17 protein-coding genes are annotated in these 19941 nt (G+C 70.3%); 12 read left to right on the top strand and 5 right to left on the bottom strand.

Annotated elements, in window-relative coordinates:
- Positions 1 to 73 precede the first annotated feature (73 nt).
- Complete coding sequence (gene ilvC / locus ACFY1U_RS40490) at positions 74 to 1072, top strand: ketol-acid reductoisomerase (protein ID WP_390699037.1); 999 nt, start codon at positions 74 to 76, stop codon at positions 1070 to 1072.
- Between the two features lie 230 nt (positions 1073 to 1302).
- On the top strand, positions 1303 to 2892 hold the full coding sequence (serA, locus tag ACFY1U_RS40485) for a phosphoglycerate dehydrogenase (protein ID WP_390699036.1): 1590 nt from the start codon (positions 1303 to 1305) through the stop codon (positions 2890 to 2892).
- A 59-nt stretch (positions 2893 to 2951) separates the two neighbouring features.
- On the opposite strand, the gene ACFY1U_RS40480 is transcribed toward serA, so the two are convergent.
- Positions 2952 to 4472, bottom strand: coding sequence for an MFS transporter (locus ACFY1U_RS40480; protein ID WP_390699035.1), 1521 nt, complete (start codon positions 4470 to 4472; stop codon positions 2952 to 2954).
- Positions 4473 to 4569: 97 nt separating this feature from the next.
- On the opposite strand from ACFY1U_RS40480, the gene ACFY1U_RS40475 reads away from it, so the two are divergent.
- Positions 4570 to 5160, top strand: a complete 591-nt coding sequence (locus tag ACFY1U_RS40475; protein ID WP_390699034.1) for a TetR/AcrR family transcriptional regulator — start codon at positions 4570 to 4572, stop codon at positions 5158 to 5160.
- 60 nt (positions 5161 to 5220) lie between these two features.
- Here the strand turns inward: ACFY1U_RS40475 and ACFY1U_RS40470 are convergent, their stop codons facing one another.
- The gene (locus ACFY1U_RS40470) at positions 5221 to 6432 is read right to left on the bottom strand and encodes a PucR family transcriptional regulator (protein WP_390699033.1); all 1212 of its coding nucleotides are present in this window, start codon (positions 6430 to 6432) and stop codon (positions 5221 to 5223) included.
- Positions 6433 to 6560: 128 nt separating this feature from the next.
- Between ACFY1U_RS40470 and ACFY1U_RS40465 the strand changes: the two genes are divergently transcribed.
- The 3 genes from ACFY1U_RS40465 to ACFY1U_RS40455 are packed head-to-tail and all read left to right on the top strand — an operon-like array spanning position 6561 to position 10070.
- Positions 6561 to 7487 carry a proline dehydrogenase family protein gene (locus ACFY1U_RS40465; protein ID WP_390699032.1) on the top strand — a complete coding sequence of 309 codons (927 nt, stop codon included), beginning with the start codon at positions 6561 to 6563 and terminating at the stop codon, positions 7485 to 7487.
- A 52-nt stretch (positions 7488 to 7539) separates the two neighbouring features.
- Positions 7540 to 9171, top strand: a complete 1632-nt coding sequence (gene pruA, locus ACFY1U_RS40460) for an L-glutamate gamma-semialdehyde dehydrogenase (protein WP_390699031.1) — start codon at positions 7540 to 7542, stop codon at positions 9169 to 9171.
- A gap of 26 nt (positions 9172 to 9197) precedes the next feature.
- On the top strand, positions 9198 to 10070 hold the full coding sequence (locus tag ACFY1U_RS40455; RefSeq protein WP_390699030.1) for an alpha/beta fold hydrolase: 873 nt from the start codon (positions 9198 to 9200) through the stop codon (positions 10068 to 10070).
- Here the strand turns inward: ACFY1U_RS40455 and ACFY1U_RS40450 are convergent.
- Positions 10067 to 10273: a DUF5988 family protein gene (locus ACFY1U_RS40450; protein WP_390699029.1), complete on the bottom strand. Its 207-nt coding sequence runs from the start codon at positions 10271 to 10273 to the stop codon at positions 10067 to 10069. The two genes, ACFY1U_RS40455 and ACFY1U_RS40450, sit on opposite strands and share 4 nt — an antisense overlap.
- Positions 10274 to 10558: 285 nt before the next feature.
- Between ACFY1U_RS40450 and ACFY1U_RS40445 the strand changes: the two genes are divergently transcribed.
- A complete protein-coding gene (locus ACFY1U_RS40445) occupies positions 10559 to 10690 on the top strand; it encodes a hypothetical protein (RefSeq protein WP_107056436.1) in 132 nt (43 codons plus the stop codon).
- A gap of 54 nt (positions 10691 to 10744) precedes the next feature.
- Here the strand turns inward: ACFY1U_RS40445 and ACFY1U_RS40440 are convergent, their stop codons facing one another.
- Positions 10745 to 12307: a purple acid phosphatase family protein gene (locus ACFY1U_RS40440; protein WP_390699028.1), complete on the bottom strand. Its 1563-nt coding sequence runs from the start codon at positions 12305 to 12307 to the stop codon at positions 10745 to 10747.
- A 142-nt stretch (positions 12308 to 12449) separates the two neighbouring features.
- On the opposite strand from ACFY1U_RS40440, the gene ACFY1U_RS40435 reads away from it, so the two are divergent.
- Both ACFY1U_RS40435 and ACFY1U_RS40430 read left to right on the top strand, forming a co-directional pair.
- A complete protein-coding gene (locus ACFY1U_RS40435) occupies positions 12450 to 13493 on the top strand; it encodes a 3-isopropylmalate dehydrogenase (protein WP_390699027.1) in 1044 nt (347 codons plus the stop codon).
- Between the two features lie 287 nt (positions 13494 to 13780).
- Positions 13781 to 14869, top strand: coding sequence for a branched-chain amino acid aminotransferase (locus ACFY1U_RS40430; RefSeq protein WP_390699026.1), 1089 nt, complete (start codon positions 13781 to 13783; stop codon positions 14867 to 14869).
- Between the two features lie 5 nt (positions 14870 to 14874).
- On the opposite strand, the gene ACFY1U_RS40425 is transcribed toward ACFY1U_RS40430, so the two are convergent.
- Positions 14875 to 16350: a cytosine permease gene (locus ACFY1U_RS40425; RefSeq protein WP_390699130.1), complete on the bottom strand. Its 1476-nt coding sequence runs from the start codon at positions 16348 to 16350 to the stop codon at positions 14875 to 14877.
- A 134-nt stretch (positions 16351 to 16484) separates the two neighbouring features.
- Between ACFY1U_RS40425 and ureA the strand changes: the two genes are divergently transcribed.
- Genes ureA through ACFY1U_RS40410 form a run of 3 tightly spaced genes read left to right on the top strand, consistent with a single transcriptional unit; the run spans position 16485 to position 19940 of the window.
- Positions 16485 to 17168, top strand: a complete 684-nt coding sequence (gene ureA / locus ACFY1U_RS40420) for an urease subunit gamma (protein ID WP_390699025.1) — start codon at positions 16485 to 16487, stop codon at positions 17166 to 17168.
- Positions 17165 to 18859: an urease subunit alpha gene (locus ACFY1U_RS40415; protein WP_390699024.1), complete on the top strand. Its 1695-nt coding sequence runs from the start codon at positions 17165 to 17167 to the stop codon at positions 18857 to 18859. Before ureA ends, ACFY1U_RS40415 begins: the two co-directional genes overlap by 4 nt.
- 43 nt (positions 18860 to 18902) lie before the next feature.
- Positions 18903 to 19940, top strand: a complete 1038-nt coding sequence (locus tag ACFY1U_RS40410; protein ID WP_390699023.1) for an agmatine/peptidylarginine deiminase — start codon at positions 18903 to 18905, stop codon at positions 19938 to 19940.
- Position 19941 lies beyond the last annotated feature (1 nt).

Genomic DNA, 19941 nt, shown 5'->3' with positions numbered 1-19941 from the left:
GACCCCGGAACTTCACTTCAGCCCGCCGTCATACGGTGGGACGCAACATCTGCACTCAAGGAGAGAACCCAAAGTGGCCGAGCTGTTCTACGACGCCGACGCCGACCTGTCCATCATCCAGGGCCGCAAGGTCGCGGTCATCGGTTACGGCAGCCAGGGCCACGCCCACGCGCTGTCGCTGCGTGACTCGGGTGTCGACGTCCGTGTCGGTCTGCACGAGGGCTCCAAGTCCAAGGCGAAGGCCGAGGAGCAGGGCCTGCGCGTGGTGACGCCGTCGGAGGCCGCCGCTGAGGCCGACGTCATCATGATCCTGGTGCCGGACCCGATCCAGGCCCAGGTCTACGAGGAGTCCATCAAGGACAACCTGAGCGACGGCGACGCGCTGTTCTTCGGCCACGGCCTGAACATCCGCTTCGACTTCATCAAGCCCCCGGCGGGCGTCGACGTCTGCATGGTCGCCCCGAAGGGCCCGGGTCACCTGGTGCGCCGCCAGTACGAGGAGGGCCGCGGCGTCCCGTGCATCGCGGCCGTCGAGCAGGACGCTACCGGAGGCGCCTTCGCGCTGGCGCTGTCGTACGCCAAGGGCATCGGCGGCACCCGCGCCGGCGTCATCAAGACCACCTTCACCGAGGAGACCGAGACCGACCTCTTCGGTGAGCAGGCCGTTCTCTGTGGTGGTACGGCCGCGCTGGTGAAGGCCGGTTTCGAGACGCTGACCGAGGCGGGCTACCAGCCGGAGATCGCGTACTTCGAGTGCCTGCACGAGCTGAAGCTGATCGTGGACCTCATGTACGAGGGTGGCCTGGAGAAGATGCGCTGGTCGGTCTCCGAGACCGCCGAGTGGGGCGACTACGTCACCGGCCCGCGGATCATCACCGACGCCACCAAGGCCGAGATGAAGAAGGTCCTCGCCGAGATCCAGGACGGCACCTTCGCGCGTGAGTGGATGGCCGAGTACCACGGCGGTCTGAAGAAGTACAACGAGTACAAGCAGAAGGATGCCGAGTCCCTGCTGGAGACCACCGGCAAGCAGCTGCGCAAGCTGATGAGCTGGGTCGACGAGGAGGCGTAAGCCTCAGGGGACGGGGCCGGAGCGGACTGCTCCGGCCCCGTTGTCCAGCCCGTCGAATCACGGACGGGTGATCCTTCCGCAGAGGCGCAGGACGACCAGCGCCGCGCCACTACACTGCCGTAGTACATACGCGTCAGGCCCACAGCGTCGTGCGTCTTCCACGCGGCCAGTACCCTCCACCGCCTGCGGCCGTCGGGACGGCCGTCCGCATTGGACTTGTGAGGACTCACGTGAGCTCGAAACCTGTCGTACTCATCGCTGAAGAGCTGTCGCCCGCGACCGTGGACGCGCTTGGCCCCGACTTCGAGATCCGGCACTGCAACGGAGCGGACCGAGCCGAACTGCTCCCGGCCATCGCCGACGTCGACGCGATCCTGATCCGCTCGGCCACCAAGGTGGACGCCGAGGCGATCGCCGCCGCGAACAAGCTGAAGGTCGTCGCACGAGCCGGCGTCGGCCTGGACAACGTGGACGTCTCCGCCGCCACCAAGGCCGGCGTGATGGTCGTCAACGCCCCCACCTCGAACATCGTGACCGCCGCCGAACTCGCCTGCGGTCTCATCGTCGCCACCGCCCGCCACATCCCGCAGGCCAACGCCGCGCTGAAGAACGGCGAGTGGAAGCGCAGCAAGTACACGGGTGTCGAGCTCGCCGAGAAGACCCTCGGTGTCGTCGGTCTCGGCCGGATCGGTGCGCTGGTCGCCCAGCGCATGTCCGGGTTCGGCATGAAGGTCGTCGCCTACGACCCGTACATCCAGCCCGCGCGCGCCGCGCAGATGGGCGTCAAGGTGCTGTCGCTGGACGAGCTGCTCGAGGTCTCCGACTTCATCACCGTCCACCTGCCCAAGACCCCCGAGACCGTCGGCCTCATCGGCGACGAGGCGCTGCGCAAGGTCAAGCCGAGCGTGCGCATCGTCAACGCCGCGCGCGGCGGGATCGTCGACGAGGAGGCGCTGTACTCCGCCCTCAAGGAGGGCCGGGTCGCCGGCGCCGGTCTCGACGTGTACGCGAAGGAGCCCTGCACGGACTCCCCGCTGTTCGAGTTCGACCAGGTCGTCGCCACCCCGCACCTGGGCGCCTCCACCGACGAGGCGCAGGAGAAGGCCGGTATCGCCGTCGCCCGCTCGGTGCGCCTCGCCCTCGCCGGTGAGCTCGTGCCGGACGCGGTGAACGTCCAGGGCGGTGTCATCGCCGAGGACGTCAAGCCGGGCCTCCCGCTCGCGGAGCGCCTCGGCCGCATCTTCACCGCGCTCGCGGGCGAGGTCGCGGTCCGCCTCGACGTCGAGGTGTACGGCGAGATCACCCAGCACGACGTGAAGGTGCTGGAGCTCAGCGCGCTCAAGGGTGTCTTCGAGGACGTCGTCGACGAGACCGTGTCGTACGTCAACGCCCCGCTGTTCGCGCAGGAGCGCGGCGTCGAGGTGCGGCTGACCACCAGCTCGGAGTCGGCCGACCACCGCAATGTCGTCACCGTGCGCGGCACGCTCTCGGGCGGCGACGAGGTGTCGGTGTCCGGCACGCTGGCCGGCCCGAAGCACCTGCAGAAGATCGTGGCCGTGGGCGAGTACGACGTCGACCTCGCCCTTGCCGACCACATGGTCGTGCTGCGGTACGAGGACCGTCCCGGTGTCGTCGGCACGGTGGGCCGCATCTTCGGCGAGGCGGGGATCAACATCGCCGGTATGCAGGTCTCGCGTGCCGTGGCCGGTGGCGAGGCGCTGGCCGTGCTGACCGTCGACGACACGGTACCCCCCGCGGTGCTGGTCGAGGTCGAGGCGGAGATCGGGGCGACGTTCGCCCGTTCCGTGAACCTGGTCTGACAGAGCAGAACGCGAAGGGGCCGGACCGACGTGAGTCGGTCCGGCCCCTTCGCGTCGCCCTACTTGTCGGCCACCTGAATCCCCCGTAGCGCCCGTACCGCCAGCACTGCTGCCCCCGCCAGCAGTACGGTGCCCGCGATCGCCGCGCCCTGCATCCCGCTGGTGAACGCCTCGCGGGCCGCCGTCGCCAGGGCGTCTCCCGCGCGCCCCGGCAGCTGACCGGCGACCGCCAGCGCGCCGCCCAGGGTTTCGTGTGCCGCGGCCGGGGCCGAAGCCGGAATGTCGTGGCGGTAGATCGCCGTACCGATGGAGCCGAGGACCGCCATGCCCAGCGCGCCGCCGAACTCCGCGCCCGTCTCCATCAGGGAGGACGCCGAGCCCGCCCGCTCCACCGGGGCGCTGCTCATCGCCAGGTCCGTGATCTGGGAGATGACCATGACGATGCCGGAGGCGAGGACGCCGCAGGCGATGAGGACCAGGACGAGGGAGTCCGTGTCCGCGAAGGCCAGCAGGGCGTAGCCGGCCGCGCCGATGGCGAAGCCCGCGGTGACGACGTAGGCGCGGTCGACACCCTTCTGGACCAGCGCGGTCGCCATCGGCGCAGCCATGCCGATCGGCACCGAGGGGAGCAGCGCCCACAGGGCCGCCTCCAGCGCGCTCTTGTCGAGCACCGACTGCAGGTACTGCGTGGTGAAGAACGCGGAGCCCAGCATGGCGAACGAGGCGACGAGGTTGAGGACCACGGACGGGGCGAAGCCGCGGCCGCGGAACAGGGCCGGGTCGATCATCGGCGATGCCGCGGTGCGCTGACGGTGCACGAAGAGGGCCGCGAAGAGCAGGCCTGCGGTGATCGAGACGACGTAGCGGACGTTCCAGCCCTCGGACGGGATCTCCTTGAGGCCGTAGATGACGGGGAGCACCGCGGCCATCGACAGCGGGACGCTCAGCCAGTCGAAGCGGCCGGGGTTCGGGTCGCGTGACTCCGGCAGCAGGAACGGGCCGAGGACCAGCAGCAGTGCCATCGCGGGCAGGTTGACCAGGAAGACCGAGCCCCACCAGAAGTACTGGACCAGCACACCGCTCATCACCGAGCCGAGCGCGATGCCGGCCGTCATCACGCCGGACCACATGCCGATCGCCTTCGCGCGCTGGCCGGGGTCGGTGAACATCGTGCGGATCAGCGCCATCGTCGACGGCATCAGGGTCGCGCCGCCGATGCCGAGCACCGCGCGAGCCGCGATCAGGGTCTCGGCGCTGTTCGCGTACGCCGCGACCAGGGAGGCGACGCCGAAGGCCGCCGCGCCGATCAGGAGGAGCTTGCGGCGGCCGATGCGGTCGCCCAGCGAGCCCATCGTCATCAGCAGGCCGGCCAGGACGAAGGCGTAGATGTCGAAGATCCACAGCTGCTGGGTGCCGCTCGGCTCGAGGTCGGCGCTGATCGCCGGGACGGCGAAGTAGAGGACCGAGACGTCCATGGAGACCAGCAGCAGCGGGAGCATCAGCACGCCCAGTGCGGTCCATTCGCGGCGGCCGGCCAGGACGCCGGCCGCAGTGGTGGTGGTGCCCGTCGAGTTCGTCATGGCAGTGACTGTACGAGCGTCTTAAACGGTTGTCTAGAACGATTGTATAATTCATGCGTCTAGGACGGCTGTATGGATCGGCGGTAGGGTGGCGGACATGGGACATCGTGAGGATCTGCTCGAGGGCGCCAAGCGCTGCCTGCTGGAGAAGGGGTTCCTGCGCACGACCGCGCGGGACATCGTCAAGGAGTCGGGGACCAACCTGGCGTCGATCGGCTACCACTACGGGTCGAAGGACGCGCTGCTGGTGCAGGCCTATGTCTCCCTGGTGGAGGGGGCCGGTGACGACTTCGATCCCGGGTGGGGCGCGGGCGGCGAGGTGGCGGCGGCCCCCGGCTCGCTGGAACGCTTCCAGGAGGTGTGGGCGAACATCATCGGCTCGCTGCCCGAGACGCGTGCGATCTGGCTGCTGAGCTTCGAGCTCATCTTCCAGGGGGACCGGCTCCCGGAGGTGCGCAAGCTGCTGGCCGAGGCGCAGGAGCAGGGCCGCTCGGGGATCGTGCCCATGTTCAACGGCGTCCCGGAGGGCGAGCTGGACAAGGAGACCGTCGACACCGAGGGCCGCTTCTACCAGACGCTGCTCAACGGCCTCATGGTGCAGTGGCTCTTCGACCCCGACTCGGCGACCAGCGCCGAGCAGCTCACCGAGGGCCTGCGCCGCGTGATCGCGGGCGTCAAGGAGGGCTGACCCGGTGCCCGACCGGGGTTCACCGTCTTCCCGCAGGGGCACGGCAACAACCGTGCTCTCCTACAACCGCGCTCCCTTCAACGCCATGTGCAGCAGCAGCCGGTCCTCGCCGTCGTCCAGGTCGAGGCCCGTCAGCTTCTCCACGCGGGACAGGCGGTAGTACAGGGTCTGGCGGTGGATGCCCAACTCGGCGGCCGTGCGGGCGGCCTGGCCCGCGCAGTCCAGGTAGATCTCGGCGGTGCGGGCGAGTTCGCGGTGGGCAGGGGAAAGCAGGGTGTGTACGGCGGGGTCGTGGGCCACTTCCGGGGGCAGCGCCGTCAGCAGACGGAACGGGCCGATGTGGGCCCACTCGGCGACCGGGCCGAGCCGGGGCTCCGCCAGCGCGGCCCGCGCCGCCGCCAGGGCCTCGCGCCAGGCCGTCGCCAGCTCCGCGAGCCCGGTGCGCGCGGCCGCGATGCCGCACGCCGCCGTGCCGCCCCGTTCCAGCTGCCGCGCCCGCTCCAGCAGCCGCCCCGCCGCCGAGGTGGCCGGCGTCAGGACGTCCGCCGAGCGCAGCCGTACCAGCAGGGCGAGGGAGTGGGAGGCCGCGCCCCACGGCACCGTGCACAGCGCCGTCGCCCCCGGCACCGTACGCACGGAAGGGGCGTCGTCCGGGTCGGCGGACGGCCAGGGGGTCACGCAGACCACCGTGTGCAGGCCGTCCGCGCGCGGGCCCAGCGCGGTGCGCAGCTCCGCCACCGCCATGTCCTGCGGCCAGCCGCGCTCGGCGGTGAGCACGGCCCGCAGCTCCCGGGTGAGGTCGGCGCCGTGCTGCGCCTCGTCCGCCAGCAGCGCGCCGATGCGGGCCGCCACCTCCATGGCCGCGGTCAGCTGCCGCTCGGTCGGGCCCGGGTCGGAGTCCAGCAGCCAGACATAGCCGAGGACGACACCCCGATGGCGCACCGGAAGGCAGATGCGTCCCCGGTACACGCCCGCCTCGGGCGTCGGCGGGATACGGACCGGGCCCGTCGCCCGGGTGATGCCGAAGCCCTCGAACCACGAACGGACCGCGGACGTGGAGCGCCGCGTCAGGATCGAGCGGGTGCGCACGGGGTCCAGCGCGGAGGCGTCGAGGTCGCCCTCACTGTCGTAGGCACCGAAGGCGATCAGCTCGAAGTCCCGGTTCTCCAGGGTCGCGGGGGCGCCGAGGAGCTCGGAGATCTCGTCGACCAGCTCCTGGTAGTCACCCGCGTGCCTGAAACTTTCGGACGTCACTCGGGCATTCTCCCGCATTTCCGAGCCCGCTTCATACATCTGTCTGAGATCTGCGGCACGGATGCGTGACAGCTGTCGATGGCTGAGGATCGGAGGGATCCTTAGGTTTCACGGTGGTTCTATCTGCTGGTTTGTGGAGGTGCCCCGTGCTGGGTCCCGTGATTCTTGCCGCGTCGCGCAGCGACCGGATGCGACGCCTGATCTCGGCGGCCCCGGTGACCAAGCAGGTCGTCGACCGCTTCATCCCCGGTGAGACCGTCGACGACATCCTGCCGATCATCAAGGACCTCACCGGTCGCGGCCTGGAGCTGACGATGGACGTCGTCGGCGAGGACATCACCACCCCCGAGCAGGCCGCCGCGGCCCGCGACGCCTACCTGACGCTGATCGACCGGCTGAGCGACCTCGGCCTCGGTGAGCGGGTCGAGATGTCCGTCAAACTGTCGATGTTCGGGCAAGCGCTGGACGGCGGCCACGAGCTGGCCCTCGCCAACGTCCGGCCCGTCGTCGAGGCCGCCGCCGCCATCGGTACGACGGTCACGCTCGACGCCGAGGACCACACCACCCTCGACTCGATGTTCGCCATCCACGAGGAGCTGCGGAAGGACTTCCCGCAGACCGGCTGCGTCATCCAGGCCTATCTGTTCCGTACCGAGGCCGACGCCCGCCGTCTCGCCGCGGTCGGCAGCCGGGTGCGGCTGGTGAAGGGCGCGTACAAGGAGCCCGCCGAGGTCGCGTACCAGCAGAAGCAGGAGATCGACAAGGCGTACGTCCGGGTCCTGAGGACTCTGATGCAGGGCGAGGGGTATCCGATGATCGGGTCCCACGACCCGCGCCTCATCTCCATAGCGCAGGAACTCGCCCGCAGGGCCGGGCGCAAGCTCGACGAGTACGAGTTCCAGATGCTCTACGGCATCCGCAGCGACGAGCACCTGCGGCTGGCCGCCGAGGGCCACCGCATGCGCGTCTACACCGCCTATGGCACCGACTGGTACGGCTACTTCATGCGAAGGCTTGCGGAGAAGCCCGCCAACTTGCGGTTCTTCGTGCGAAGCATGATCAGCAAGGGCTGAGCCCGCACCCCCGCTCGCAACACCCGCTCAACATCAAGGAGTTACGGATCCCATGGACGCTGTGACCCAGGTCCCCACCCCCGTCAACGAGCCGGTGCACGGCTACGCCCCCGGTTCGCCCGAGCGCGCCCGGCTCGAGGCCAAGCTCAAGGAGCTGGCCGAGAACCCGGTCGACCTGCCGATGACGATCGGCGGCGAGAAGCGGATGGGCGGCGGCGAGCGGTTCGACGTCGTGCAGCCGCACAACCACAAGGCCCGCCTGGGCACGTACGCCAACGCCACCCAGCAGGACGCGCAGGACGCCATCGACGCGGCCCTCGCCGCCGCGCCCGCCTGGCGCGCGATGTCCTTCGACGACCGTGCCGCGATCATCCTGCGCGCGGCCGAGCTGCTGTCCGGCCCGTGGCGCGAGACCCTCGCGGCGTCCACCATGCTCGGTCAGTCGAAGACCGCCCAGCAGGCCGAGATCGACTGTCCCTGCGAGCTGATCGACTTCTGGCGCTTCAACGTCGCCTACGCCCGCCAGATCCTGGCCGAGCAGCCCCCGGCCAACTCCCCGGGTGTCTGGAACCGCCTCGACCACCGCCCGCTGGAGGGCTTCGTCTACGCGATCACGCCGTTCAACTTCACCGCGATCGCGGGCAATCTGCCCACCGCCCCCGCGCTTATGGGCAACGTCGTCGTCTGGAAGCCGTCCCCGACCCAGACCCACGCGGCCGTCCTGCTGATGCAGCTGCTGGAGGAGGCGGGTCTGCCCAAGGGCGTCATCAACCTCGTCACCGGTGACGGCATCGAGGTCTCCAAGGTGGCGCTCGAGCACCGCGACCTGGCCGGCATCCACTTCACCGGCTCGACCAAGACCTTCCAGTACCTGTGGAAGACGGTCGGCAACAACATCGAGAAGTATCGCTCCTACCCGCGCCTGGTCGGCGAGACCGGCGGCAAGGACTTCCTGGTCGCGCACCCCAGCGCCGACCGCGCGGTCCTGAAGACGGCGCTCACCCGCGGTGCCTTCGAGTACCAGGGCCAGAAGTGCAGCGCGACCTCCCGCGCCTACATCCCCGCCTCCATCTGGAACTCCGGTTTCAAGGAGGAGTTCGCCGCCGAGGTGGACTATCTGACCATGGGTGACGTCACCGACCTCACCAACTTCGTCGGCGCCGTCATCGACGAGCGCTCCTTCGCCAAGAACAAGGCCGCCATCGACCGCGCGAAGTCCGACCCGGCCTGCACGATCGTCGCGGGCGGCAGCTATGACGACTCGGTCGGCTACTTCGTCCGTCCGACGGTCGTCGAGTGCGACGACCCGGAGAACGAGGTCTTCCGCACCGAGTACTTCGGCCCGTTCCTCGCCGTGTACGTCTACGAGGACGACAAGTACGAGGAGATGCTGACCCAGATGGAGTCGGTGTCCGACTACGCGCTGACCGGCTCGGTCATCTCGGGCGACCGCGCGGCGGCCGCGTACACGATGGACAGGCTCCGCTACGCGGCCGGCAACTTCTACATCAACGACAAGTCGACCGGCGCCGTCGTCGGCCAGCAGCCCTTCGGCGGCGGCCGCGCCTCCGGCACCAACGACAAGGCCGGCGCCCCGCAGAACCTGATGCGCTGGACCCTGACCCGCGCGATCAAGGAGACGCTGGTCCCGCCGACGGACTACACGTACCCGCACATGGGCTGACCCGCCGCCGGGGCAGACTGCCCCTCATGACGGTGACGCAGAACGAGAGCCCGACCGTGGTGGCCGACGACGGCGTACGTCTGTGGGCCGCGCGGTCGGGCATTGGCGATCCCCTGGTGCTCTGCCACGGCGGGCCGGGCCTGTGGGACTACTTCGAGGACCTGGCGGAGCTGCTCGCCGACCTGACCCCGGTGGTCCGCTGGGACCAGCGGGGCTGCGGGCGTTCGGAGCGGGAGGTCGCCGGTCCCTGGACGCTCGACCGCTTCGTCGCCGATCTCGACGCCGTACGACGGCACTTCGGTCTGGAGCGGATACGGCTGCTGGGCCACTCGTGGGGCGCGCAGCTCGCGCTGAGCTACGCCCTGGCGCACCCGGAGCGGGTGAGCGCGCTCGTGTACGTGGCCGGCACGGGCATCGGACCGGACTGCGACTGGCACCCCGCCTTCCTGGCCAACCTCCTCGCCCGCCTCGGCGAGCAGCCCGAACGCCTTGCCCGCTGGCGGGAGTTGGACGACCGGCCGGTGCGATCCGACGACGAGGACCGGGAGTCGGCGGTCCTCCAGTGGTCGGCCGAGTTCCAGGACCAGGAGCGGGCGCCGGCGCGCGCCGAACGGATGGCCGACCCCTGGCTCGGGATCAACCACGAGTGCGGCAGGGCCCTCAACCAGGAACGCAGGCGCAGTTGGGGCACGCCGGAGCTCTACGACGCCTGCCGCGCCCTCGACCTGCCGGTCCTGATCCTCGACGGCGCCCGGGACATCCGCCCCCGCTGCGCCGTGGACTCCCTGGAAAGCGCCCTGCCCCGCGTGCGCCGGGTGATCCTGCCGGACGCGGGGCACATGGTGTGGACGGACGACCCGAAAGGCTTCCGGGAGGCGGTCGGGCCGGCGACGGCCTAGCCGGGCATCTCCGTCCGCTCCCACCACTCGTACACCGGCAGGCTGCCTTCCGGGGTGTTCGCGTGACGCGAGGTCACCCTGAAGTGCTCGTAGCCGTTCCGGAGCTCGATCTTCAGGTCCGGTCCGGAGGTGTCGACCGGGACGATCCGTGCGGGCAGATCCTGCGGGCCGCCCTCGAGAAGTGCCTTGACCGTGTCGGGCATGACCTCACCCTTCCCTCGGTTGGAATCCGGCAAAAAACGACATTACACCTGATCAGAGCCGTGTGACCCCATCCACCGTCTCAGATAGTAGGAAGTCCGAGTAATTGTGGAGACAGACCGGGCCCGCTCGCTTACTTTTGTAGGAGCCGAACGTCTCGCTCGACCAAGCGAATGGCGGTCGTGAGTGCGCCCCGTGCAGGCAACCCCTGCGGCGCCGCTCCCCGCCCCATCCGGCGTCTCGTAACCCCTTTCCGCACTCCCGGATGTCGAAGGAGTCGATTTCCCATGGCCGAGACGACCGCACGCCGCCGAGTCCGTCACATCTCCCGTACGAGCGAGTCCGACCGCAAGAACGCCGCAGCCGCCCTCCAGCGCGCCCTGGACCGCAGGGACAACGGTGGTTCGACCGGCCACTGAGCCGGGCATCACCACTGAGCCGGGAGCCGCACCCGTATGAGGTGCGGCGCGGACTCACACCCCGCGCCGCACCTCGAAGTGATCGATGCGCTCGCCGCTGTCCGTGAGCGCCGACACCTTCAGGGTGGGCCTCGCACCGCTCTCCGCCTCCACCGTGAGCAGCGAGAAGCCCCGGTAGCGCACCCGTGACCACTCCACGGTCTCCGCCGCGGAGGCCATCGACTTCGTCCACTGGAAGGTGTCGACGGAGTCGTGGTGCGTGACGTGTCCCTCGTAGCTCTCCTTCACGCCCGCCGGGAAGCCGTACAGATCACGGCCGCCGCCGCCCGCCGTGACGTACACGGTCCCGTCCCGTGTCGGGTCGGTCGACGCGCCGATGGGGACCGGCCTGCCGACCCCGCCGTTCCTGATGGCGTCCGTCCGCTCGTAGACATGGTTGTGGCCGTTGATCACCAGGTCCACCTGGTGCCTGGCGAACACCGGCAGCCACTGAGCCCGTACCCCGCCGTCGGAGGCGTGCGCGGAGGTCGAGTAGGCGCAGTGGTGGAAGAAGACGACGACGAAGTCGACGCCCTTCGCCGACCGCAGCTCGGCCAGCTTCTCGTCCAGCCACTTCGTCTGCCTGCCGCCGCTGTAGCCGAAGTTGGCGGGGATCTCGTACGAGACGTCGTTCGCGTCCAGTGCCACGAAGCCGACGTTGCCGTACGTGAACGCGTACACCCCGGGCGCCGTGCGCGCGTCGAAGCCGCTGTCCGGGAGGGAGAAGCGGGCCAGCTGGCCGCCGTAGCCCTCCGGTGAGTACCAGGCCTCCATGTCGTGGTTGCCGGTCGTCACCATCCACGGCACCGACCTCGCCACCGGCTCGTTCTGCTTGAGGAACAGGTCCCAGAACGCGGGGTCGTAGCCGTCCGACTTCTCGCCCCGGCCATTGGTGTCGGCGTAGCAGATGTCACCCGCGTGCAGGTGGAAGGCGGGCTTCTGGCGCAGGATGACGTGGTCGTTGGCGGCCGCTGCCTGGCTGACCCCCTGGTCACCGAAGGCCGTGAACACGAACTTCTCCGGGGACGCCGGCGCCGTGCGGAAGGTGCCGATCGTCGAGCGGTGCTTCGGATCCGCCGGATCGAAGCCCTCGTGGCCCACGCCGTAGTAGTACGTCGTGCCGGGGCGCAGGCCGTCCAGGGCAGCGTGGAGGTAGTACTGCTCCAGCGCCGCACGCACGCCCGTCACGCCCGGCGTGTGCAGATCGCGGACCTCGGCCTCGATCTTCCGGCTCAGGCCGTCGGGCTCGAGGCCGATGCGGACGTATGGCTTCCGCACCGCCAGCGGGACCTGCCAGGAGACCCGCATCTGTGACTTCGGGTCGGCGCCGAAGGCCAGATGCCGACCGAAGGGCGAGACGACCGAGCCGTGCACCGTCGGGGTCGCGGGCGCCGAGCTCCTCGTGCCCGGCGCTCCCGGTCCGCCGCCGCAGCCGGCCAGCACCCCGCCCGCCGCCACCGCGCCCGCCGTCACCAGCGTGCGGCGCCGCGTCAGCTTCGTACGCAGGTACTCGTGCTGCTCGGCCATGCTCATCCGGCTTGCGAGCTGCGGCGGGATGCCGAAGTCGGGTATCTCCATGAGAGGGAATTTCCCAGCGAATCCCAACGCCCGCCATGCGTACGGGTGAATGGAGGGTGTCGGAACGGCGCCGCCGCCCGATCGGATGTCCGTATGGCGGACTGCCGGTGTCATCCCATGGGACGGGGAGTAGGGTGCCGACATGTCTCGCAGCATCAATCTCGCAGTGATTCCCGGTGACGGCATCGGCCAGGAGGTCGTGGCCGAAGGTCTGAAGGTCCTCTCCGCCGTCCTTCCGCAGGATGTGAAGCTGGAGACCAAGGAGTACGACTTCGGAGCCAAGCGCTACCACGCCACCGGTGAGACCCTCACCGACGCCGACCTCGACGCGCTGAAGAAGCACGACGCCATTCTGCTCGGCGCGATCGGCGACCCGAGTGTCCCCTCCGGCGTCCTGGAGCGCGGCTTCCTGCTCAAGCTCCGCTTCGCCTTCGACCACCACGTCAACCTGCGTCCGTCGAAGCTCCTGCCGGGTGTGGCCACCCCGCTGGCCGGCGAGCCGAGCATCGACTTCGTCGTGGTCCGCGAGGGCACCGAGGGCCCGTACACCGGCAACGGCGGCACCATCCGCAAGGGCACCGAGCACGAGGTCGCCACCGAGGTCTCCGTGAACACGGCCTTCGGTGTCGAGCGCGTGGTCCGCGACGCCTTCGCCCGCGCCCAGGCCCGCCCCCGCAAGAAGCTCACGCTGGTCCACAAGAACAACGTGCTGACCTTCGCGGGTCACCTGTGGACGAACATCTTCAACAAGGTGGCCGAGGAGTTCCCCGAGGTCACCACCGACTACATCCACGTCGACGCGGCGACCATCTACCTGGTCACCGACCCGGCGCGCTTCGACGTGATCGTCACCGACAACCTCTTCGGCGACATCATCACCGACCTCGCCGCGGCCGTCTCCGGCGGCATCGGCGTCGCCGCGAGCGGGAACATCAACCCGTCCGGCGAGTTCCCCTCGATGTTCGAGCCCGTGCACGGTTCGGCTCCCGACATCGCGGGCCAGGGCAAGGCCGACCCCTCCGCCACGGTCCTGTCCGTCGCGCTGCTCCTGCGCCACCTCGGCTACGAGGCCGAGGCCGCCCGCATCGAGGAGGCGGTCTCCGCCGACCTCGCGGAGCGCACCGGCAAGCCCGCGCGCTCCACGTCGGAGATCGGTGACGCGCTGGCCGTACGAGTAGCCGGCTGACCCCGCGCTCCTCGAATCCCCCACTCTCGACTTCGCTCGAGCGGGGGGACCCCCATTCGAAGCCGCCGGGTCGCATCAGCACCCGGCGGCTTCCGCTGTGTCCCCGCCGGGTGCCACCATCATCCCCTGGGCCGCATTTCACGCCGTTTCTTCCACGGTCCCCCGCCTTGCGATAATCGGACGCGGAGCCGCGGATTGAGGGAATGCTCGGACGTCCTAGCACTGGCCACCGGCCGTACGGACGTGAGCGCGGCCCGTCACACACAACCGGTGAAGGACAACCACTCATGACGACGCCCACGATCGAGCTCAAGCCCTCGGCCTCGCCGCTCTCCGACGCGGAGCGCGAGGCGATCCTGGCGAACCCCGGGTTCGGCCGCCACTTCACCGACCACATGGTGACGATCAAGTGGACCGAGGGCCGCGGCTGGCACGACGGCCAGCTCGTCCCGTACGGCCCGCTCTCGCTCGACCCGGCGAACATGACCCTGCACTACGCCCAGGAGATCTTCGAGGGCCTCAAGGCCTACCGCCGCCCGGACGGCTCGGTCGCCACCTTCCGCCCCGAGATGAACGCCCGCCGCTTCCAGCGCTCGGCGCACCGCCTCGGCATGCCCGAGCTTCCGGTCGAGACGTTCATCGAGGCCTGTGACGTCCTCGTCCAGCAGGACAAGGCATGGGTGCCCGCGCACGGCGGCGAGGAGTCCCTCTATCTGCGCCCGTTCATGATCGCGACCGAGGTCGGCCTGGGCGTGAAGCCCGCCAACGAGTACCTCTTCCTGGTCATCGCCTCCCCGGCCGGTGCCTACTTCCCCGGCGGCGTCAGGCCGGTCTCCATCTGGCTCTCCGAGGACCGCGTCCGCGCCGTCCCCGGCGGCATGGGTGACGCGAAGACGGGCGGCAACTACGCGGCCTCCCTGCTCGCCCAGGCCGAGGCCGCCGCCAAGGGCTGCGACCAGGTCTGCTACCTCGACGCGGTCGAGCACAAGTGGGTCGAGGAACTCGGCGGCATGAACCTGTACTTCGTGTACGGAGACAAGATCATCACGCCCTCGCTGACGGGCTCCATCCTGGAGGGCGTCACGCGTGACTCGCTCCTGACCGTCGCCCGCGACCTCGGCTACGAGTCCGAGGAGGGCCGCGTCTCCATCGACCAGTGGCAGCGCGACGCCGAGAACGGCACGCTGACCGAGGTCTTCGCCTGCGGTACCGCCGCCGTGATCACCCCGGTCGGCACCGTCAAGCGCGAGAGCGCCGAGTGGCAGCAGGCGGGTGGCGAGCCGGGCGAGGTGACGCTCCGCCTTCGTGAGGCGCTGCTGAACATCCAGCGTGGGACGGCCGAGGACAAGCACGGTTGGATGCACCCTCTCGCCTAGGGGCCCTACTGGGGGGCTCTGCCCCCCAGGCCCCCCGTTTCGGCCTGAACGGCCTCGTCCTCAAACGCCGGACGGGCTGGGGTGGCCGGCCGGGGCTTGAAAAGCACCCTCGGATGCAGCACCGAGTACGTCACGCCGCCCACCAGCCCCGACAGCACGAAGCTGCAGTCCACCCCGCCCGTCAGCGACAGCAGTGGGCCCTGGTACGACGGCAGTGACACCCCCAGCAGGCCGCACCCGGCGCCCACCGCCCAGGACACCGTCGCGCGCACGTTCCAGCCCGCCCGGTACCAGTAGATCCCGCCCCGGGCGCGGCGGTTGAAGACCTGCAGGGCGTCAGCGTCGTACACCCCGCGGCAGCGCACGAAGCCGATCAGGGTGATGACCGCCCACGGGGTGCCGATGGCCGTCAGGAGGAGGACGAAGGACGTCATCGCGGACTGGGCGTTCCAGGTGTAGTGGCCGATGAAGACGCAGGCCGTGGCGACGATCGCGACGGTGTAGGTGGCCCGGGCGCGGGACGCCCGCGGCAGGATCGCGTCCAGGTCGAGGCCCATGGAGTACAGCATCAGACCCGCGTTGCCGACCGAGCCCGCGGAGGCGGAGAGCAGGAGCGGGATCAGGTACCAGGCGGGGGACGCCGTCACCAGCGGGCCCGCGTAGTCCGCCGCCGCGCGGGCCGCGTACGCCGTGAAGGTGCCGAAGAGCTGGGGGACCAGCAGGCCCAGGATCAGGCCGAGCCAGGTCGCGTGCAGGACCCGGCGGGAGGAGTGGCGGGCCGGGGAGATGTAGCGGGTGTAGTCGCCGAGCAGGGTGATGAAGGCGATCGGGCCGGACAGTCCCGCGGCCACCGTCGCCAGGAACCAGGTCGGCCAGTAGCCGCCCAGCAGATAGCCGCCCGTCTCCGGGATCGCCGAGGTGCTGAAGTGCGGGGCGTAGGCGATGACGCCCAGTGCCAGCAGCGCCGTCATGCCGATCGCCAGGACCCGGGACATGGCCAGCAGCACCCGGTACCCGTACACGGCGCCGGCGACCGTCGCCCCGGCGAGGACGGCGTAGACCAGGGCGTACGCCACTCCGTCCACCGGCAGCCCGAACAGCCGCCTGAGCACGCCGACCATCACGTCCCCGCCGATCCACACGGTCAGCGCCGTGTAGCCGAGGGCGAGGAGCAGACCGACCACCGAGCCGACCAGCCGCCCGCGCACGCCGAACTGGGCGCCGGAGGAGGTGGAGAGGTTCGTCGCGGTGCGCAGCGAGATCAGGGCCAGGGGCGCCGTCAGGGCCGTGCCCGCCACGGTGCCGACCACGATCGAGCTCAGCGACGACCACCAGTCCAGGCCGAACGACGGCGGCAGCCAGCCGAAGATGATCACGCCCAGACAGAGGTTGGAGCCCAGCAGGATCGAGACGAGGTCGCGGGGCCCGCTGGTGCGTTCCTCTTCGGGGATGGTGTCCACTCCGCGCTGTTCTATCGAGATCGGCATGGCGGCCCTTTCGGTTGGTGAGCGGCGGTTAGAGCGGCACTCAATGTGACCCGTGACGCTGTAGGCGTCAAGACCTTCCCCCTTGGCAACCCCGCGTTTAGAGTGTCGCTCTAAATGGAGGGATGGATATGCGGCTGACACCGACCGAACGCGACCGGCTGCTGCTCTTCGGGGCCGCCGAGCTGGCCCGGGCGCGGCGCGCCCGGGGCCTTCGGCTCAACGTGCCCGAGGCCACCGCGCTCATAGCGGACACCGTCTGCGAGGCCGCCCGCGACGGCGCCCGGCTCGCCGAGGCCATCGAGCGCGCCCGGTCCGTCCTCGGCCCGGACGATGTGCTGCCCGGTGTCGCGGACGTCGTCACCGAGGTGCATGTCGAGGCCGTCTTCGACGACGGTTCGCGGCTCGCGGTGGTGAGCGATCCGATCGGCGGGGGCGGGCTGGGGGAGCAGGCGCCGGGCGCGCTGCTGCCCGGGCCCGAGCATGCCGAGCCCGAGGCGGCCGTGCGGCTGACGGTGACCAACACCGCCACCGTGCCCGTCTCGGTCACCTCCCACTTCCACTTCTTCGAGGCCAACCCGCGCCTCGACTTCGTACGCGAACAGGCCTATGGGATGCGGCTCGCCGTGCCCGCCGGGTCGTCGGTGCGGTTCGGGCCGGGGGAGAGCGTCGAGGTCGGGCTGGTGCCGATCGGGGGCGATCGGGTCGCGATCGGGTTCGCGGGGCTCGTCGACGGGGCGCTGGACGCGCCGGGGGCGAAGGAAGAGGCCCTGCGCAGGGCCGCCGCCTGCGGATATCTGGGAGCAGACCGATGAGCAACGATTCCTACGCGAGCATCGACCCCCGGGCCTATGCCGCCACCCACGGGCCCCGCGCCGGCGACCGGGTCCGGCTCGGCGACTCCGGGCTGACCGTCCGCGTGGAGTCCGATTCCCAGCGGTACGGCGACGAGTTCCTCGCCGGCTTCGGCAAGACCGCCCGCGACGGGCTGCACCTCAAGGCGGCGGCCGTCCGGGAGACCTGTGACGTCGTCATCAGCAATGTGGTGGTGATCGATGCCGTGCAGGGGATCCGGAAGGTGTCGATCGGCATCCGGGAGGGACGGATCTGCTCGATCGGGCGCGCCGGGAACCCCGACACCCTCGACGGGGTCGACGTCGTCGTCGGCACGGGCACCTCGATCGTGTCCGGTGAGGGGCTCATCGCCACCGCCGGTGCCGTGGACACGCACGTCCATCTGCTGTCGCCGCGGATCATGGAGGCCTCGCTGGCGTCCGGCGTGACCACGATCATCGGGCAGGAGTTCGGGCCCGTGTGGGGGGTCGGCGTCAACTCGCCGTGGGCGCTGCGGCACGCCTTCAACGCCTTCGACGCCTGGCCGGTCAACATCGGCTTCCTGGGGCGCGGTTCGTCCTCGCACTCCGCGCCCCTGGTGGAGGCGTTGGCCGAGGGCGGCGCGAGCGGCTTCAAGGTGCACGAGGACATGGGCGCCCATACGCGCGCCCTGGACACGGCCTTGCGCGTCGCCGAGGAGCACGACGTCCAAGTGGCCCTGCACAGCGACGGGTTGAACGAGTGCCTGTCGGTGGAGGACACCCTGCGGGTGCTGGAGGGCCGGACCATCCACGCCTTCCACATCGAGGGGTGCGGCGGCGGGCACGTCCCGAACGTCCTGAAGATGGCGGGTGTCCCGAACGTCATCGGCTCCTCCACCAACCCGACCCTCCCCTTCGGGCGGGACGCCGTCGCCGAGCACTACGGCATGATCGTCTCCGTCCACGACCTGAAGACGGACCTGCCGGGCGACGCCGCCATGGCCCGTGACCGCATCCGCGCCGGGACCATGGGCGCCGAGGACGTGCTGCACGACCTGGGCGCCATCGGCATCACCTCGTCCGACGCGCAGGGCATGGGCCGGGCCGGCGAGACCGTCCGCCGTACCTTCGCCATGGCCGGGAAGATGAAGGCCGAGTTCGGCGCCCCGGAGGAGCACGACAACGAGCGCGTCCTGCGCTACATGGCCAAGCTGACCATCAACCCGGCGATCGCCCACGGGCTCTCGCACGAGGTCGGGTCGATCGAGGTGGGCAAGCTCGCCGACATCGTGCTGTGGCGGCCGGAGTACTTCGGGGCGAAGCCGCAGCTCGTCCTCAAGTCCGGCTTCCCGGCGTACGGCGTGGTCGGCGACCCGAACGCGGCGACGGACACCTGTGAACCGCTGGTCCTCGGACCGCAGTTCGGGGCGCACGGGGCGACGCCCGCCGAGATCTCCGTCGCCTTCGTCGCGCAGGCCGCCCTGGACCAGGGCAACGACACCATGCCGACCCGGCGCAGAAGGGTCGCCGTGCGCGGCACCCGCGGCATCGGACCGGCCGACCTGCGGCTCAACTCCCGTACCGGAGCGGTGGACGTCGACCAGCGGACCGGTCTGGTCACCCTCGACGGAGAGCCGGTCCGCTCGCAGCCGGCCGACTCCGTCTCCCTGAACCGCCTCTACTTTCTGTGACACTTCCGCGAAAAGTGACACACTTTTGAAAAGGACTGCCTCCATGGCTGCTACTGCCGACGGCTTCCGCATGCCCGCCGAATGGGCCCCGCACGAGCGCACCTGGATGGCGTGGCCGGGGCCCAACACGACCTTCGACGATCCGGAGGACCTCGCCGCCTCGCGCGCCGCCTGGGCGTCGGTCGCCCGTGCGGTCCGCCGCTTCGAGCCGGTGACGGTGGTGTGCGGGCCGGGGCAGTCGGCGCACGCGCAGGCGCTGCTGGGCCCGGACGTCGACACGGTCGAGCGTGAGCTGGACGACGCGTGGATGCGGGACATCGGGCCCACGTTCCTCACGAACGGACGTGAACTCGCCGCCGTGGACTGGACGTTCAACGGCTGGGGCGCCCAGGGCTGGGCCCGCTGGGAGCACGACGCGAAGATCGCCGCGTATGTCTCGGACCTCGCGGGCGCGAGGACGTACGCCTCGAAGCTGGTCAACGAGGGCGGTGCGATCCACGTCGACGGCGAGGGGACGGTCCTGCTCATAGAGACCGTGCAGCTCGGCCCCGAGCGCAACCCGGACTGGACGAAGCAGCAGGTCGAGGCGGAGATCCACGCCCAGCTCGGCACCCGCAAGGCGATCTGGCTGCCCCGCGGCCTCACCGGCGACTACCCCCCGCACGGCTTCGGCACCCTCGGCCATGTCGACATCGTCGCCGCGTTCGCGCGCCCCGGTGTCGTGGTCGCGCACGCGCAGCCGGACCCGGCGCACCCGGACCACGAGGTGACGAAGGAGGTCATCGGGCTGCTGAGGGCGCAGACGGACGCGCGGGGCCGCAGCCTGGAGGTCGTCGAGGTCCCGGCGCCCACCGTGCTGGAGGCCGACGGGCACTGGGCCGACTACTCCTACATCAACCACTACCTCTGCAACGGCGGCGTCGTGCTCTGCGGCTTCGACGACCCGCGCGACGAGATCGCCGCCGGGATCTTCCGCCGGCTCTTCCCGGAGCGGACGGTGACCCTGGTGGACGCCCGGACCATCTTCGCGGGCGGCGGCGGCATCCACTGCATCACCCAGCAGCAGCCGAAGGTCCGCTGAC

It is taken from the genome of Streptomyces sp. NPDC001351, assembly GCF_042896045.1.
GTDB lineage: Bacteria > Actinomycetota > Actinomycetes > Streptomycetales > Streptomycetaceae > Streptomyces.
Note: the sequence above shows the minus strand (reverse complement) of the source record. Positions and strands in the feature narration are given on the sequence as shown.